Origin of the sequence: Bradyrhizobium sp. STM 3566 (assembly GCF_045571445.1) — a bacterium.
In the GTDB taxonomy this organism is placed as follows: Bacteria; Pseudomonadota; Alphaproteobacteria; order Rhizobiales; family Xanthobacteraceae; genus Bradyrhizobium; species Bradyrhizobium vignae.
In genome coordinates, this window is sequence record NZ_CP120692.1 from 3,981,276 (window position 1) to 3,996,901 (window position 15,626).

Annotated in this window: 15 protein-coding genes and 1 pseudogene; 5 read left to right on the top strand and 11 right to left on the bottom strand. The window is 63.8% G+C overall.

The window, feature by feature from the left end; genetic code table 11:
* Nucleotides 1–146 precede the first annotated feature (146 nt).
* From P6U27_RS19200 to P6U27_RS19210, 3 genes and pseudogenes are all read left to right on the top strand, one after another.
* A complete protein-coding gene (locus P6U27_RS19200) occupies nt 147–1,211 on the top strand; it encodes a GGDEF domain-containing protein (RefSeq protein ID WP_407192336.1) in 1,065 nt (354 codons plus the stop codon).
* Nucleotides 1,212–1,304: 93 nt separating this feature from the next.
* Nucleotides 1,305–1,796 carry a bifunctional 3-hydroxydecanoyl-ACP dehydratase/trans-2-decenoyl-ACP isomerase gene (fabA, locus tag P6U27_RS19205; protein WP_407192337.1) on the top strand — a complete coding sequence of 164 codons (492 nt, stop codon included), beginning with the start codon at nt 1,305–1,307 and terminating at the stop codon, nt 1,794–1,796.
* 146 nt (nt 1,797–1,942) lie between these two features.
* A pseudogene (locus tag P6U27_RS19210) lies at nt 1,943–3,291 on the top strand (IS5 family transposase).
* A gap of 78 nt (nt 3,292–3,369) precedes the next feature.
* Here the strand turns inward: P6U27_RS19210 and P6U27_RS19215 are convergent.
* The 8 genes from P6U27_RS19215 to P6U27_RS19250 form a co-directional block, all read right to left on the bottom strand.
* Nucleotides 3,370–3,813 carry a TfoX/Sxy family protein gene (locus tag P6U27_RS19215; RefSeq protein WP_407192338.1) on the bottom strand — a complete coding sequence of 148 codons (444 nt, stop codon included), beginning with the start codon at nt 3,811–3,813 and terminating at the stop codon, nt 3,370–3,372.
* Between the two features lie 225 nt (nt 3,814–4,038).
* On the bottom strand, nt 4,039–4,440 hold the full coding sequence (locus tag P6U27_RS19220) for a HesB/IscA family protein (RefSeq protein WP_407192339.1): 402 nt from the start codon (nt 4,438–4,440) through the stop codon (nt 4,039–4,041).
* 49 nt (nt 4,441–4,489) lie between these two features.
* The gene (locus P6U27_RS19225) at nt 4,490–4,861 is read right to left on the bottom strand and encodes an SUF system Fe-S cluster assembly protein (RefSeq protein ID WP_122403409.1); all 372 of its coding nucleotides are present in this window, start codon (nt 4,859–4,861) and stop codon (nt 4,490–4,492) included.
* Nucleotides 4,858–6,105, bottom strand: coding sequence for a cysteine desulfurase (locus P6U27_RS19230; protein WP_122403410.1), 1,248 nt, complete (start codon nt 6,103–6,105; stop codon nt 4,858–4,860). Before P6U27_RS19230 ends, P6U27_RS19225 begins: the two co-directional genes overlap by 4 nt.
* Nucleotides 6,102–7,406, bottom strand: coding sequence for a Fe-S cluster assembly protein SufD (sufD, locus tag P6U27_RS19235; RefSeq protein WP_407192340.1), 1,305 nt, complete (start codon nt 7,404–7,406; stop codon nt 6,102–6,104). The genes P6U27_RS19230 and sufD overlap by 4 nt, the downstream gene beginning before the upstream one ends.
* Nucleotides 7,407–7,417: 11 nt before the next feature.
* Nucleotides 7,418–8,170 carry a Fe-S cluster assembly ATPase SufC gene (gene sufC / locus P6U27_RS19240; RefSeq protein ID WP_122403412.1) on the bottom strand — a complete coding sequence of 251 codons (753 nt, stop codon included), beginning with the start codon at nt 8,168–8,170 and terminating at the stop codon, nt 7,418–7,420.
* Between the two features lie 60 nt (nt 8,171–8,230).
* The gene (sufB, locus tag P6U27_RS19245; protein WP_122403413.1) at nt 8,231–9,727 is read right to left on the bottom strand and encodes a Fe-S cluster assembly protein SufB; all 1,497 of its coding nucleotides are present in this window, start codon (nt 9,725–9,727) and stop codon (nt 8,231–8,233) included.
* Between the two features lie 113 nt (nt 9,728–9,840).
* Nucleotides 9,841–10,980 carry a cysteine desulfurase family protein gene (locus P6U27_RS19250; RefSeq protein ID WP_407192341.1) on the bottom strand — a complete coding sequence of 380 codons (1,140 nt, stop codon included), beginning with the start codon at nt 10,978–10,980 and terminating at the stop codon, nt 9,841–9,843.
* Nucleotides 10,981–11,310: 330 nt separating this feature from the next.
* Between P6U27_RS19250 and P6U27_RS19255 the strand changes: the two genes are divergently transcribed.
* Nucleotides 11,311–11,958 (top strand): alpha/beta hydrolase, encoded by a 648-nt coding sequence (locus tag P6U27_RS19255; protein WP_025036034.1) that lies wholly within the window; start codon nt 11,311–11,313, stop codon nt 11,956–11,958.
* 9 nt (nt 11,959–11,967) lie between these two features.
* On the opposite strand, the gene P6U27_RS19260 is transcribed toward P6U27_RS19255, so the two are convergent.
* From P6U27_RS19260 to P6U27_RS19270, 3 genes are all read right to left on the bottom strand, one after another.
* Nucleotides 11,968–12,291 carry a DMT family transporter gene (locus tag P6U27_RS19260; RefSeq protein ID WP_407192342.1) on the bottom strand — a complete coding sequence of 108 codons (324 nt, stop codon included), beginning with the start codon at nt 12,289–12,291 and terminating at the stop codon, nt 11,968–11,970.
* 10 nt (nt 12,292–12,301) lie between these two features.
* Nucleotides 12,302–12,979: a glutathione S-transferase family protein gene (locus P6U27_RS19265; protein ID WP_122403416.1), complete on the bottom strand. Its 678-nt coding sequence runs from the start codon at nt 12,977–12,979 to the stop codon at nt 12,302–12,304.
* A gap of 111 nt (nt 12,980–13,090) precedes the next feature.
* Nucleotides 13,091–14,194 (bottom strand): anhydro-N-acetylmuramic acid kinase, encoded by a 1,104-nt coding sequence (locus tag P6U27_RS19270; protein ID WP_407192343.1) that lies wholly within the window; start codon nt 14,192–14,194, stop codon nt 13,091–13,093.
* Nucleotides 14,195–14,359: 165 nt separating this feature from the next.
* On the opposite strand from P6U27_RS19270, the gene tyrS reads away from it, so the two are divergent.
* Complete coding sequence (gene tyrS / locus P6U27_RS19275; protein WP_129142845.1) at nt 14,360–15,613, top strand: tyrosine--tRNA ligase; 1,254 nt, start codon at nt 14,360–14,362, stop codon at nt 15,611–15,613.
* The last annotated feature ends 13 nt before the right edge of the window (nt 15,614–15,626 follow it).

The following is a 15,626-nucleotide window of genomic DNA, read 5'->3' on the forward strand; positions in this document are numbered from 1 at the left end:
GGTTGCAGAAAATTGAAATACACGTTTTTAGAGGTTTCGTGGACGTATATTTACGGGGCGTTCACGATCGTCCGTTAGCCTACGAAGATAATTAATTTAAGCATTGCTGCGGTCGATGGCGCGCCGACCGTTGTGGGGTATGTTCTGTGATCAAGGTGCTCGACCACGAACGCACGATGGCGTTCGCCGAGGTGGCGCTCGGTCAGATCCGATCGCTTCGGCAGACGGCAATTCCCCGCAACTATGAGATCTGGTACGTCTACGCCACCGGCTACAACGCGCCGCTCAACAAGATCATCAACGAGACGCTGGCGCGCAGCGGCAAGCTGACCGAAGCCGATCTCGAGCAGATCTACGAGACCTATCTCTCCCACATCAAGACCACCGACCGCATCGACAAGGTCGGCGCGCGCGTCATCGGCGAGATCGACGACGTGATGAAGGTCTTGGGCGAGGCGCTCGGCATGACCGGCGCCTACGATGCCAGCCTGTCGGGCGCGACCGACAAGCTGTCGTCGGCCAAGAGTCGCGACCAGATCAAGGGTATCGTCGAAGCGCTGCTGCGCTCGACCAGCGAGATGCGTCAGACCAACAAGGCGCTGGAAGACCGGCTGACGCTGTCGAAGAACGAGATCAGCAATCTCCAGCAGAGCCTGGAAGCGATCCGCGCCGAGAGCCTGACCGATCCGCTCACCGGCCTCGGCAACCGCAAATATTTCGACCGCATGATCGGCATGGCCGTGCAGAGCGCGCTCGCCTCGGGCGAGCCGCTGTCGCTGCTGCTGTTCGACATCGATCACTTCAAGTCGTTCAACGATTCCTACGGCCATCTCACCGGCGACCAGGTGCTGCGGCTCGTCGGCCTCTCGCTGAAGCAGACCATCAAGGGCCAGGACATTACGGCGCGTTACGGCGGCGAGGAATTCGCGGTCGTGCTGCCCAACACCGCGCTGCGCCAGGCGCTCACCGTGGCCGACCACATCCGCCGCGCCGTGATGGCGAAGGAACTGAAGAAGAAATCGACCGGCGAGATTCTCGGCCGCGTCACCATCTCCGTCGGCGTCTCCATGCTCAAGGAGGGCGACGACACGGACGCGCTGATCGAGCGTGCCGATGCCTGCCTCTACGCCGCCAAGCGCAACGGCCGCAACCGCGTGATCTGCGAAGCCGATCCCGAATACGCGGTCGAGACTCGCAGCCGGGTAGCGTGAGACGGCCGCCGTCCGCGCTTGACATTCCCGCTTGCGGACCGACATCTTCCTCGCCGCCGCGGCGCCTGACGCGGGCATCGAGGACCCATCACCTTGCCCAATCCTCACGATTTCCATACGCCGCAACCGTCCTACACCAGGGACGAGCTGCTGAGATCGAGCGAGGGCGGCTATTTCGGCCCGGGCAATGCGCAGCTGCCGGCACCGCCGATGCTGATGATGGACCGCATCACGGAGATCAGCCTGGACGGCGGCGAGTTCGGCAAGGGCCATGTCGTCGGCGAGTTGGACATCACACCGAGCCACTGGTTCTTCGATTGCCATTATCACGGCGACCCGATGATGCCGGCCTCCCTGGGGCTCGACGCCATGTGGCAGATGATCGGCTACTGGCTCGGCTGGTCGGGCTCTCCGGGCAAGGGCCGCGCCATCGGCGTCGGGGAAGTCGAGTGCACGGGGACCATTACACCCGACACAAAACGCGTGCGTTACGAGGTCGCAATGCGCATGGTCCGGCGCGGCAAGCTGGTGCTCGGAATTGCCGACGGCCGCGTGCTTGCCGAGTCATCCGTGAAGAGCGGCTAAGCGATTGAGCTGGAATCGCATTTGTGGTTGCGGGGTGTTTTAGGATTGCAGGGTTTTGATGCTTCGGGCATCGGAACCTTGCAATTTCATTTTCAGGATTCCGTCAGATCGCCAGACATGATTCGGTGGCCGCATCGGAGGTGGCGATGCGACCGAAGAAGCACAGGACGACGGGATCGGGCGATCTGTTCCGGGCCAGGCTGGACCAGATCATCAACATGAAGCACGAGCTGGTTCAGCTCGCTGGCAAGGTCGATTGGGACTGGATCGACGGCGAGATCGCGCCGCTCTACAGCGAGAACGGCCGGCCCGGCATCGCGACCCGCTTCGTGATCGGGCTGCTGCTGCTCAAGCACATTTACGGCCTGTCCGATGAGGGGGTCTGCGAGCGCTGGGTCCACGACCCATATTTCCAGTACTTCACCGGCGAAGAGTTCTTCCAGCACGCCTTCCCGCACGAGCGCTCGGACCTGAGCCACTGGCGCAAGCGCGGCTCGGCGACAAGCTGGAACTGCTGCTGGCCGAGAGCCTGCGGGTGGCGCACGAGGCCGGCGCGTTACGCGGCCAAGACCTCAAGCGGGTCACAGTCGATACCACGGTGCAGCCAAAGGCCATCACCTTCCCGACCGATGCCAAGCTGCTGCACGCGGCGATCAAGGGGCTCAACCGTCTGGCGAGGAAGCACGGGATCAGGCTGCGGCAGTCCTATCTTCGCATTGCCAAGACCGCGGCCATGATGGCTTCCCGCTACGCCCATGCCAAGCAATTCAAACGGCATCAGCGGCAGTTGCGCATCCTGCGCAGCCGGTTGGGCCGGATCATCCGCGATATCCGCCGCAAGATCGAAGCTCAGGCCGTGCTCGAGAACGCCTTCGCCCTGCCGCTCAGCCGGGCCGCGCAGATCCGCTCGCAGCAGCAGCGCCAGCGCGGCTGGAAGCTGTATTCCTTCCATGCTCCGGAGGTCGAGTGCATCGGCAAGGGCAAAGCAGCCGCGCCTTACGAGTTCGGTGTCAAAGCCTCCATCGTCACCAACAACCGCCGTGCTCCCGGCGGCCTGTTCGTGCTGCACGCCAGGGCGCTACCCGATAACCCGTACGACGGTCACACCCTGCGGGACGTCATCGACCGCACCGAGACACTCACCGGCTGTCCGATCGAGCGGGCCTATGTCGACAAGGGATACCGCGGCCATGACGCGCAGAACCCGCGCCGTGTCTTCATCTCCGGCCAGAAGCGCGGCGTCTTCGGTATCATCAAGCGCGAGCTGCGCCGCCGCTCCGCCATCGAACCCGTCATCGGACACCTGAAGGCCGATGGTCACCTCGGCCGCTGCTACCTCAAAGGCCGCGCCGGCGATGCCGCCAACGTCATCCTCTCTGCCGTCGGTCACAACTTCCGCCGCATCCTCGCCTGGCTGAGGGTTCTTTGGTGCCTCTTCCTGGCCACCCTCATCGCAGCCATCAGCGACCGCTCACCGCTGCAATCGGCTTCTTAACGGACGACTGCCGACGGCAGCTGCGTCTTCACGGCCAAGTACATGAGGGTCGGCCTGACCAAGGCCGTGGATTGATCGTCAGGCCTTTCGCTTGGCACGCTTTCGAAGCGAACTCTTCCTGGTCACCGTTCTCGACGCTTTCGCAGGCTTGACAGCCTTCTTCGCGGGTTTGCTCGCCGCCTTGTTCGCCTTCGGCCGCTTCTTCACCTTGGCGCGCTGAGCTGCGGCGAGTGCCGCCCTCGCCCACTGGGCAAGCTCTGCAGAATCATCGAAGAGGCGCGCGGGCAGCTCCCAGTAGGAGTTGACCAGCACGGTCTTGGCGCGGGTCGCGTACTGGAATGGCTTTGAGCCCTCAGCCTCGAAATGCGGAATGGTCGTCTCGTCCGCACGGAAGAACAGGCCGGCACGCAGCGACAGCGCGAAATTGACGCCGTCAGCGGAGATGCCGTAGCCGGAGAACATCTTGCGAATGGTGACGGGGCCGAAATCGGCGAACAGATCGATCAGGAATTCGCGGTCCATGGGCACGCTCTCTCGTGCCCCGGACGCGGCGCAGCGTGACATAAGCGCGCTTACGCGCGCCTTTCGACTCGCTATGGCGCTGCTGAGCCGGGGCCCAGTCTTCTGCACCGACGACTATAGCGTGGGTCCCGGCTCTGCGCAGCAGCGCCATAAGCGCGTTTACGCGCGTCTTCGACGCGCCATAGCGCTGCAGCGCGTCCGGGACACGAGAGTACTGAGAAGGCGCTACCCGTCGATCTTGGCCGGCCGCAGCTCGACCGACTCGCCGCAGCCGCAGGCGGAGACCTGGTTGGGATTGTTGAAGACGAACTGGGCCTGCATCTTGTCGGTCTTGTAGTCCATTTCGGTGCCGAGCAGGAACAGCACGGCCTTGGGATCGACCAGGATCTTGACGCCCTTGTCCTCGACGACCTCGTCGGTCGGGCGAATCTCATGGGCGTATTCGACCGTGTAGGACTGGCCGGCGCAGCCGCCATTCTTTACCCCCACGCGCAGGCCCACGATCTCCGAATCCGCCCGTTGGGTCAGCTCGGTGATGCGCCGGGCAGCAGCGTCCGTCAGCCGCATCACCTGCGGGCGGGGCCGCCGCGGCTTCGGAGTGGAGGATGCTGGTGTCGCCTGGGTCATGTTATCTATGTGGTCCGTTGAGGAGCGAATTCAATGCGGGCTGACACCGTTACCACATGTTGAGCACGAGGCGCGCCTCGTCGCTCATGCGTTCCGGCGACCACGGCGGCTCCCAGACGACCTTGACGTTGACCACGCCGACGCCGGGAACGCTGGCGACCGCGTTCTCGACCATGGTCGGCAGCTCGCCGGCGGCCGGGCAGTTCGGCGTCGTCAGCGTCATCAGCACGTCGACCGAACGATCGTCCTTGATCTCGACCTTATAGATCAGGCCGAGCTCGTAGATGTCGGCGGGGATCTCCGGGTCGAACACGGTCTTGAGCCCGGCGATGATCTCGGTCGTGAGACGCTCGGTCTCCTCAGGCGGCAGAGCCGACTGGGTCTCCATCGGATTGGCTTTGACTTCGGCCGTGTCAGTCATGCGAACAAATCCCGCGCCTTCAGCAGCGCCTGTGCCAGATGATCGACTTCTTCCCGCGTATTATACATGCCGAACGAGGCCCGGCAGGTGGCCGTCACGTTGAACCGCTCTAAAAGCGGCATCACGCAATGGGTGCCGGCGCGTACCGCAATGCCCTGGCGGTCAATCACGGTGGCGACGTCATGGGCGTGTGCGCCCTTGAGCTCGAAGGAGATCACCGGGCCCTTGCCGCGCGCCGTGCCGATCAGCCGCAGCGAGTTGATCTCGCGCAAGCGCTCCTGGGCATAGGTGGTGAGATCTTGCTCATGGGCGGCGATGCGCTCCTTGCCGATCGAGTTGACGTAGTCGATGGCAGCGCCAAGGCCGATCGCTTCCACGATAGGCGGGGTGCCGGCTTCGAACTTGTGCGGCGGATCGCCATAGGTGACCCAGTCCTTCGCAACCTCGCGGATCATCTCGCCGCCGCCGTTGAAGGGCCGCATCGCGACAAGGTGCTCATGCTTGGCATAGAGCGCGCCGATGCCGGTCGGGCCATAGATCTTGTGGCCGGTGAACGCGTAGAAATCGCAGTCGAGGTCCTGCACGTCGATGGGCAGATGCACCGCGCCTTGCGCACCGTCGACCAGCACCGGAATGCCGCGATCATGGGCCAGCCGCACCACCTCCTTGATCGGAACGAACGTTCCGAGCGCGTTCGACATCTGGGTGATGGCGACAAGCTTGGTCTTGGGCGTCAGCAGCTTCTCGAACTCGTCGATCAGGAAATTGCCGTCGTCATCGACGGGCGCCCATTTGATCACCGCGCCATGACGTTCCCTGAGGAAGTGCCAGGGCACGATGTTGGAATGGTGCTCCATGATCGAGAGGACGATCTCGTCGCCCTGCTTGATGTTCGGCTCGCCCCAGGACGACGCCACGAGGTTGATGGCCTCGGTGACGTTGCGGGTGAAGATGATTTCCTCGGTGCGGCGGGCGTTGACGAACTGCGCGACCTTTGTCCGCGCGCCCTCGTAGGCCTCCGTCGCCGCATTGGCGAGGTAGTGCAGGCCGCGATGCACGTTGGCGTATTCGCTCGTATAGGCCTGCGTCATGCGGTCAAGCACCGACTGCGGCTTCTGCGCCGAAGCCGCGTTGTCGAGATAGACCAGCTTCTTGCCGTAGACCTGCATGGCGAGCGCTGGAAAGTCCTGGCGCACGCGCGCGACGTCATAGGCGCCGTTCTTGACGGCCGGATGCGTGCTCATGACCGCTGCTCCAGCCAGCGCTCGGCGATGCCGATCACGTGCTCGCGCAAACCGTCATCTGCGATCTGCTCGATCGCCTCGCCCACGAAGGCCTGGATCAGCAGTGCCTGGGCCTGCTTCTCGGGCAGGCCGCGCGCCTTCAGATAGAACAGCAGGCTGTCATCCAGCGCGCCGGCGGTGGCGCCGTGGCCGCAGGAGACGTCGTCGGCAAAAATCTCCAGCTCGGGCTTGTTGTCGGCCTCGGCTTCGTCCGAGAGCAGCAGCGCACGGGTCATCATCTTGCCGTCGGTCTTCTGCGCGTCGGGACGGACGATGATGCGGCCCTGGAACACCGAATGGGCGCGATCGTCGATCACCGCGCGGAACGTCTCGCGGCTGACGCAGTTCGGCACGGCATGGTCGACCACCAACGTGGTGTCGCCATGCTCGGTCTTCTTCAGGAGGTTCACGCCGTTGACCGCGAGCTCGCTGCCCTCGCCCGAGAACGTAATGAAGCCCTGCAGCCGGCTGACCGCCGCGCCGGTGGTCATGTTGAAGAAGTTCAGCTTGGTGTTGGCACCGACGGTGACGAACTGCGAGGTGACGTTCACCGCATCAGGCGCATCATCCATCAGGCGGATATGGGCGACGTCGGCGTCGTCGCCGATCGCGACGATGACGGCGTCGTTGACCTGGTAGGCCTTGGCGTCGGCCGCGACGAAGCTTTCGATGATGGTGGCGCGGGCGCCCTTCCCGACGGCCACCCGCGAGCGCGTGAAGGCCGACGCCGAAGCGGCAGTTGCGACATGGATGATCTGGACCGGCGCAGAGAGCTGCGCACCATCGGCAATCGAGAGCACCACGCCGTCGGTCGCCAGCGCCGCGTTGAGCGCGATCACGGCATCGGTGGACGCGGTCTTGAGGAGACCGGCATCCTTGTCCAGCATCTCCCGCAGAGCTTTGAGGCTTACTTCAGAGGCCAGCGCCTTCACATCGGACAGATCGGCCGCGAACACGCCGTCGACCAGCACCAGCTTGCAGGCGCCTGCGATTGCATGCGCCTTGACGGCGTCCGCGGCGCGCTTCAGCGCGGCCGCATCGGGCGCGGCCGCCAGCGGCAACACCTCACCGACCAGCGCGCGCAGATCCGTGTATTTCCATTCCTCGATCCGGCGATGCGGCAGGCCGAGACGCTCATAGCTCTCGAACGCCTCGCGGCGCGCCGCGATCACGTCAGGCGAACCCGGCAAGCGGCCTTCGGCGCTGGCGAAGAGATCACTCACCGCGCGGCCGTTCCCGGTCTTTGCCACAGCAACGTTCATCGCAAAATTCCTTACGCGGCGTCCTCGAACTGGGTGTAGCCGGACGCTTCCAGCTCGAGCGCCAGGTCCTTGCCGCCGCTCTTCACGACGCGGCCCTTCGACATCACGTGCACGAAATCGGGCACGATGTAGTTGAGCAGCCGCTGATAGTGGGTGATGACGACCATCGCGCGCCCCGGCGAGCGCAGCGCGTTGACGCCGTCGGCCGCAATGCGCAGCGCGTCGATGTCGAGGCCGGAATCCATCTCGTCGAGGATGCACAGGCTCGGCTCGAACAGCGCCATCTGCAGCACCTCGTTGCGCTTCTTCTCACCGCCGGAGAAGCCGACATTGACGCCGCGCTTGAGCATGTCCTGCGGGATGTTCAGCGACTTCGAGACCTCGCGGACCTTCTTCAGGAAATCCGGAGTCGAATATTCGCTCTCGCCGCGCGCCTTGCGCTGCGCGTTCAGCGCGGTGCGCAGGAACGTCATGGTGGCAACGCCGGGAATCTCGACCGGATACTGGAACGCCAGGAACACGCCCTTGGCAGCGCGCTCGTCCGGCTCCATCTCCAGCAGGTCCTCGCCCTTGAACAGGATCTGGCCGTCGGTGACCTCGTAGCCGGGCTTGCCGGCGATGACATGCGAGAGCGTCGACTTGCCGGAGCCGTTCGGCCCCATGATCGCGTGTACCTCGCCCTCGTTCACGGTCAGCGACAGCCCATGGAGGATCTCACGTTCCTCGACACGAACCTTGAGGTCTTTCACTTCAAGCAAAGCCATCTTGTATCCAGTCTATCAATTGATGTTGGAGCGCGAGGTGCGCACCGCTGGGGTCGGCGATCAGCCGACCGATCCCTCGAGCGAGATCGAGATCAGCTTCTGCGCTTCCACCGCGAACTCCATCGGCAGTTGCTGCAGCACGTCCTTGACGAAGCCGTTGACGACGAGGCCGACCGCTTCTTCCTGGCTGAGCCCGCGCTGGATGCAGTAGAACAGCACGTCCTCGGAGATCTTGGAGGTCGTCGCCTCGTGCTCGAACGTCGCCGAGGAGTTCTTGGCCTCGATGTAGGGCACGGTGTGCGCGCCGCATTTGTCGCCGATCAGCAGCGAGTCGCAGGCGGTGAAGTTGCGCGCGCCGGTCGCCTTGCGATGCGCGGTGACGAGACCGCGATAGGTGTTCTGCGACTTGCCGGCGGCGATGCCCTTGGAGATGATGCGGCTCGACGTGTTCTTGCCGAGATGGATCATCTTGGTGCCGGAATCGACCTGCTGGAATCCGTTCGAGATCGCGATCGAGTAGAACTCGCCGCGGGAGTTGTCGCCGCGCAGGATGCAGCTCGGATATTTCCAGGTGATCGCAGATCCCGTTTCGACCTGGGTCCACGAGATCTTCGAATGGGCGCCGCGGCAGTCGCCACGCTTGGTGACGAAATTGTAGATGCCGCCCTTGCCTTCCGAATTGCCGGGGTACCAGTTCTGCACCGTCGAATATTTGATCTCGGCATCGTCGAGCGCGACGAGCTCGACCACGGCGGCGTGCAGCTGGTTCTCGTCGCGCTGCGGCGCGGTGCAGCCTTCGAGATAGGAGACGTAGGAGCCCTTGTCGGCGATGATCAGCGTGCGCTCGAACTGGCCGGTATTGCGCTCGTTGATGCGGAAATAGGTCGACAGCTCCATCGGGCAGCGCACGCCCGGCGGCACGTAGACGAACGAGCCGTCGGAGAACACCGCCGAATTCAAGGTCGCGTAGAAATTGTCGGAGGTCGGGACAACCGAGCCGAGATATTTCTGCACCAGTTCCGGGTGCTCGCGGATCGCCTCCGAGATCGGCATGAAGATCACGCCGGCCTTCTTCAGCTCGGCCTTGAAGGTGGTCGCAACCGAGACCGAATCGAAGACGGCATCGACCGCGATCTTGCGCTGCGCCGGATCCTGCTCGCCCACCTTGGGCTCGATACCCTCGAGCATCGCGACTTCCCGCAGGGGAATGCCGAGCTTCTCGTAGGTCTTCAGGATCTCCGGATCGATCTCGTCGAGCGAGGTGACCGTCTTCTTCGGTTTCGGTGCCGCATAATAGTGGATGTCCTGGAAGTCGATCTTGGGATATTCGACGCGGGCCCAGGTCGGCTCGGTCATGGTCAGCCAGCGCCGATAGGCTTCCAGCCGCCACTGGAGCATCCAGGCGGGTTCGTTCTTTTTCTGCGAGATGAACTTTACGATCTCTTCCGACAGCCCCTTGGGGGCCTTCTCGGAGTCGATCAGGGTCTCAAACCCATAACGATACTGGTCGACGTCGATGCGCTTCACGCGCTCGACCGTCTCTTGTACGGCTGGCATTCCATCCTCCGCTCGCGGTTTCAAGGACCGCGGTGGATCAAACTCGGACGAGTATTACGATATTTCTCAGCGGAAAGCACGGGCTTAGAACCGTTCAAGCCGTGTTTCGTCGCTTAGCCCTTAAGTAGGGTATTACCAAGCTTTCGCCAAGCCTCTAACGCCCTATTGATGTGCTCTGGTTCCGTGGACCAGCCCAGACTGAGACGCACCGCTCCCTGGGCCACCGCCGGATCATAGCCCATCGCAGAAAGGACGTGGGATGGCTGGACTTTGCCTGAGGAACAGGCGGATCCAGAGGAGACGGCGATGCCCTCCAGATCGAAGCCGATCACGGCGGTTTCGGCCTTCAGGCCTGGCGCGGTGAAAAGCACGGTATTCGGCAACCGCGCCACGCCGTCCGCAAAGATCGTCGCCCCGGCAATTCCGCGCAAGCCATTTTCCAAATGATCTCTGAGGTTTGTCATGCGCTTCGCATCCTCCGGCAGAGCCTGAAGCGCGGCCTTCACCGCCGCGCCGAAGCCGGCGATCCCCGTGACGTTCTCGGTTCCGGCGCGACGGTTGAGCTCCTGCCCGCCACCCCGCAATGCCGGCTCCAGGCCGCCTATCCCTTCGCTCATCACCAATGCGCCAACCCCCTTGGGGCCGCCGATCTTGTGCGCAGAGAAGGTCGCAAGGTCAGCGCCTAGCAAATTGATATCGAACGGGACTTTTCCCAGCGCCTGGATCGCATCGACGTGCAGCAGGCCGCCGGACTCGTGGACGATCGTTGCAGCCTCGGCGACGGGCTGGAGCGCTCCGGTCTCGTTGTTGGCGGCCATGATCGAGACCAGGGCTGGCGGGCCGTCCTTGAGCTGCGCCTTCAGATGATCGAGGTCGACCACGCCGGAGCGCGTGACCTGGATCAGGCCGATCTTGTCCGCCGGGAATCGGCCGCCGGCCAGCACCGATACATGCTCAACCGCAGAGACCAGCAGCCGCTCGACCGGGCCGCCAGAGCGCCCCCGCAAACCCGGCGAGAGCGCCAGCGCATTGGCCTCGGTTCCAGCGGAGGTGAAGACGACGTTGCGCGGCTGCGCGCCGACCGCAGCTGCCAGCGTGGCGCGGGCCTCCTCGACCAGCCTTCGCGCCTCCCTCCCCTCGGCATGGACCGAGGACGGATTGCCGGTCAGATCGTAGGCAGCCAGAATCGCAGCCCGCGCTTCCGGGCGGAGCGGCGTGGTCGCATTCCAATCGAGATAGACCCGGGTTCGCATTGAGTAGGATATTACCTCACGTCGCGGAGATCTTTCCGACATGGGCTGCAGGCACGGACTTGGCAACCCAATTCCGAATGAGCGGCCGGCGTGACGCGCTCATGACACGCTAACGCCTTGAGCCCATTGGTTGATGTTTAAGATGCTTGCTTTTTGACCCTCAGCCTATGTTAGAACGCGCACCGTCAAGTCACCGCGCGCTCTCAGCGCATCACCGCAAGGCGCGCCTTCTCACCCGTCCTTCGCGCTTCGGTCGGCATCTGCCGACGAGGCCGCAATCGGTTGATTGCTAGGGATCATCTCTCCAGGAAATCAATCAAGAGATCACCGATGCCCGAAGTCATTTTCACCGGCCCTGCTGGCCGTCTCGAAGGCCGCTACCACCCGGCCAAGCAGAAGAACGCGCCGATCGCGATGATCCTGCATCCGCATCCGCAGTTCCACGGCACGATGAACCATCAGATCGTGTACCAGTGCTACTACGCCTTCGCGCATCGCGGCTTCTCGGTGCTGCGCTTCAACTTCCGCGGCGTCGGCCGCAGCCAGGGCTCGTTCGACCACGGCACCGGTGAATTGTCGGATGCGGCGGCCGCGCTCGACTGGGCGCAGACCATCAATCCCGAGGCGCGCGCCTGCTGGGTCGCCGGCTTCTCCTTCGGCGCCTGGATCGGCATGCAGCTTTTGATGCGCCGCCCCGAGGTCGAGGGCTTCATCTCGATCGCGCCGCCGGCCAATCTCTACGACTTCTCCTTCCTCGCACCCTGCCCGTCGTCGGGCCTGATCGTGCATGGCGAGAAGGATGCGGTGGTGCCGCCCAAGGACGTCAACACCCTGGTCGAGAAGCTGAAGACACAGAAGGGCATCGTGATCGACCAGCAGATCATCCCTGGCGCCAATCACTTCTTCGATTCCAAGCTCGAGCCGTTGATGGAGACCATCACGGCCTATCTCGACATGCGCCTTGCCAACGTGCGGTGAGTCTGCAGCTCAAGCCAGCTTGAGAGCGACGATCCCCATCAAGACGAGCGCGATGCCTGCAAGCTTCATCGCGCTCAAGGTCTCGCCGAACAGCACCACCCCCATCAGAAAGGTGCCGGCCGCGCCGATGCCGGTCCACACCGAATAGGCAATGCCGACCTCGAGCACCTTCAAGGCGCGCCCGAGCAGGAAGACGAAAGCGGCGAGCAACACCAGCGAAGCGATGCTCCAGCCGATGCGGGTGTAGCCATCCGCATATTTCATCGAGATCGCCCAGCCGACATCGAGCGCGCCGGCGATCACGAGCATGAGCCAGGCCATCGACGGCGACATCCGCGTGCTCTCAGGCCGCGAGCTTGAGCAGATGCGCGTCGTGGCGGACGAGGAAGGCCCGCAGCAATTGCGGATAGTCCGCGCCGACCGCGCTGCGCACGCTCGGGCGTTTCGCGAGCTCCGCGCGCCAGGCACGGACCTTCGGCACATCGTTGAAGATGCCGTGCTCCGTCAGTTCGTCGAACAGGTCGAAGTAGCGGAAGATCGGCGCGAACACGGCGTCGACCAGACTGAACGCATTGCCGGCGAAGAACGGGCCTGCGCCGAGCGCGGCTTCGACGCGCGCAAATTTCGCAACGAGCGCCTGGCGCTTGCTTTCGAACGTCGCCGGATCGGTCGTCGTCTCCAGCCCCCAGAGGTCGCCAAGGATCGCCGAGCCGAACTCCATCCAGGCGCGGTGCTCGGCACGCTGCAGCGCATCCCCCGGATGCAGCCTCACGCCGCCTTGCGTCTCCTCGATGTACTCGCAGATCACGTTGCTCTCGAACAGCGCGACCTCGCCCTTGTCGGTCGTCACCACCAGCACCGGCACCTTGCCGAGCGGCGAGAGCTTAAGAAACCAGTCGGGCTTGTTGGCGAGATCGATATCGATCCGCTCGAACGGCACCCCCTTTTCCTTCAGCGCGATCACGGCACGCTGCACGTAGGGGCAAAGCTTGTGGCTGATCAGTTTCAGTGATGCGGTCATGGCGCGATCCCGGCGGTTAGATGCAACTGCATCCAAAATAGATGCATTTGCATCCCGCGGTCAAGAATAGATGCATTTGCATCAACTGCCTGTGACCTCAGGCAGTCATGGTCAGGGTCTGGCGATCACCCCGCCGGTCATCGGCATCGGCACGCCCGTGGTCGTGGGATAGGACAGTGGCAGGCCTTTCAGGCCACGCGCCGCGAGGAAGCCGAAGGCCTGCGCCTCGATGGCATCGGAAGCCCAGCCGAGCGTCTCGGCGGCCTCGACTGTGGCCGAGCCCACCCGCTCCCGCAGCATCCGCAGCATGGTGAGATTGCGGGCGCCGCCGCCGCACACGATCCAGCTCCGCGGCCGGCGCGGCAAGAGCGGGATGACGCGGGCGATGGCGGCGGCGGTGAACGCGGTCAGCGTCGCGGCGCCGTCGGCCGGTGCCACCTCACCGAGCTTGAGCACGGCAAAATCGTTGCGGTCGAGCGATTTCGGCGGCGGGCTTGCGAAGAACGGCAGCTCCAGCGCCCGGGCGATCCAGGCTTCATCCACCTTGCCGAGTGCTGCGAATTTGCCTTCAGCATCGAACGCCTTGTTCATGGTGCGGTACATGAAATCGTCGAGCAGCGCGTTGCCGGGGCCGGTGTCGCAGGCGATCAGCGTGTCGTTGCCGTCGATATAGGTGATGTTGGAGACGCCGCCGATATTGACCACGACGATCGGCCCCTCGCGCTCGAGCGAATGTGCCAGTGCCCGGTGGTAGACCGGCACGAGCGGCGCGCCCTGCCCGCCGGCCTCGACATCGGCGGCGCGGAAATCATGCATCACGGGGATATGGATGGCCCTGACCAGCGCCGGCGCGTCGCCAATCTGCACCGTCAGCCGTCTTTCGGGCCGGTGCAGCACGGTCTGGCCGTGGAAGCCGACAATGTCGATGTCCTCCGCCCTCATCCGGTTCTGGGCGAGGAAGGCAGCGACCGCCTCGGCATGGGCCCGCGTCACCGCACGCTCGGCCTCGGCCAGAATGCCCGGGCGGGCGTCGCGTTGCTGCAGATGCACGGCCTCGCTCAGCGCCTGACGCAGCAGGTTGCGCTCGGCCGGGCTGTACGGCCGGTAACCGGATGGCCCGAACGCCTTCAGATGTTTTCCGTCGGTTTCGATCAGCGCGACATCCACCCCATCCAGCGAGGTGCCGCTCATCAAACCGAGTGTCGTCAACATCATGGATCAGCGTCCTCAAGAGACCCGCCCTGGCATGCCGATCTTGTGCCAGAGGGACACATCTTATAATGCCACAGCGCCAAGTGGCGGGCAGCAATCGAGTTCCCATGCAAGACCCTTAAATTGCCCCCAAAACAGTAAACCAAGAATTGTCAGGCACGCCGACAGATGACTGCATTTAAATCGGATTTCCTCAACACCCTGCAGGAACGTGGATTCATCCACCAATGCTCCGATTTCGAGGGGCTCGATGCGCTTGCCGCGAAGGGCGAAGCCATCGCCTATGTCGGCTACGATTGCACCGCCCGCTCGCTGCATATCGGCAATTACCTGACCATGATGATGCTGCACTGGCTGCAGCAGTCCGGCAACAAGCCGATCACGCTGATGGGCGGCGGCACCACCATGGTGGGCGATCCCTCCGGCAAGGACGAGACGCGCGCGATGCGCACCATTGCCGAGATCGAGGCCAACAAGGAATCGATCCGCGGCGTGTTCGCCAAGGTGCTGCGCTATGGCGAGGGCAAGAGCGACGCCATCATGCTCGACAATGCGGAGTGGCTGACCAAGCTGAACTGGATCGAGATGCTGCGCGACATCGGCCGGCATTTCTCGGTCAACCGCATGCTGACCATGGACTCCGTTCGGCTGCGTCTCGAGCGCGAGCACGAGATGAGCTTCATCGAGTTCAACTACATGGTCTGCCAGGCCTACGACTTCGTCGAGCTCGCCAAGCGCACCGGCTGCCGCCTCCAGATGGGCGGCTCGGATCAGTGGGGCAACATCATCATGGGCGTCGATCTCGGCCGCCGCATGGGCACGCACCAGCTGTTCGCGCTGACGACACCGCTGCTGACGACCGCGTCGGGCGCCAAGATGGGCAAGACCGCGCAAGGCGCGGTCTGGCTCAACGCCGACCAGTTCTCGCCCTATGACTTCTGGCAATACTGGCGCAACACCGAGGACGCCGATGTCGGCAAGTTCCTAAAACTGTTCACGACACTGCCGCTCGCCGAGATCAAGAAGCTCGAGGCGCTCGGCGGCTCGGAGATCAACGAGGCCAAGAAGGTGCTCGCGACCGAGGCAACGGCGCTGCTGCACGGCCGCGACGCCGCGAACGAAGCTGCGGAGACCGCACGCCGCACCTTCGAGGAAGGCGCGCTCGCCGAGAGCCTGCCGACGGTGGAAATTCCGCGCGGCGAGCTCGACACCGGGCTTGGCGTGCTCAGCGCTTTCGTGAAGGCAGGCCTCGTCGCCTCCAACGGCGAAGCGAGGCGCCAGATCAAGGGCGGCGGCCTGCGCGTCAACGATGCGCCCGTTACCGACGAGAAGATGGCCCTGTCGGCGGGCAATCTGACGCCGGAAGGCGTGATCAAGCTGTCCTTCGGCAAGAAGAAGCACGTGCTCATCAGGCCTGCATAGGCGTATGAGCTTT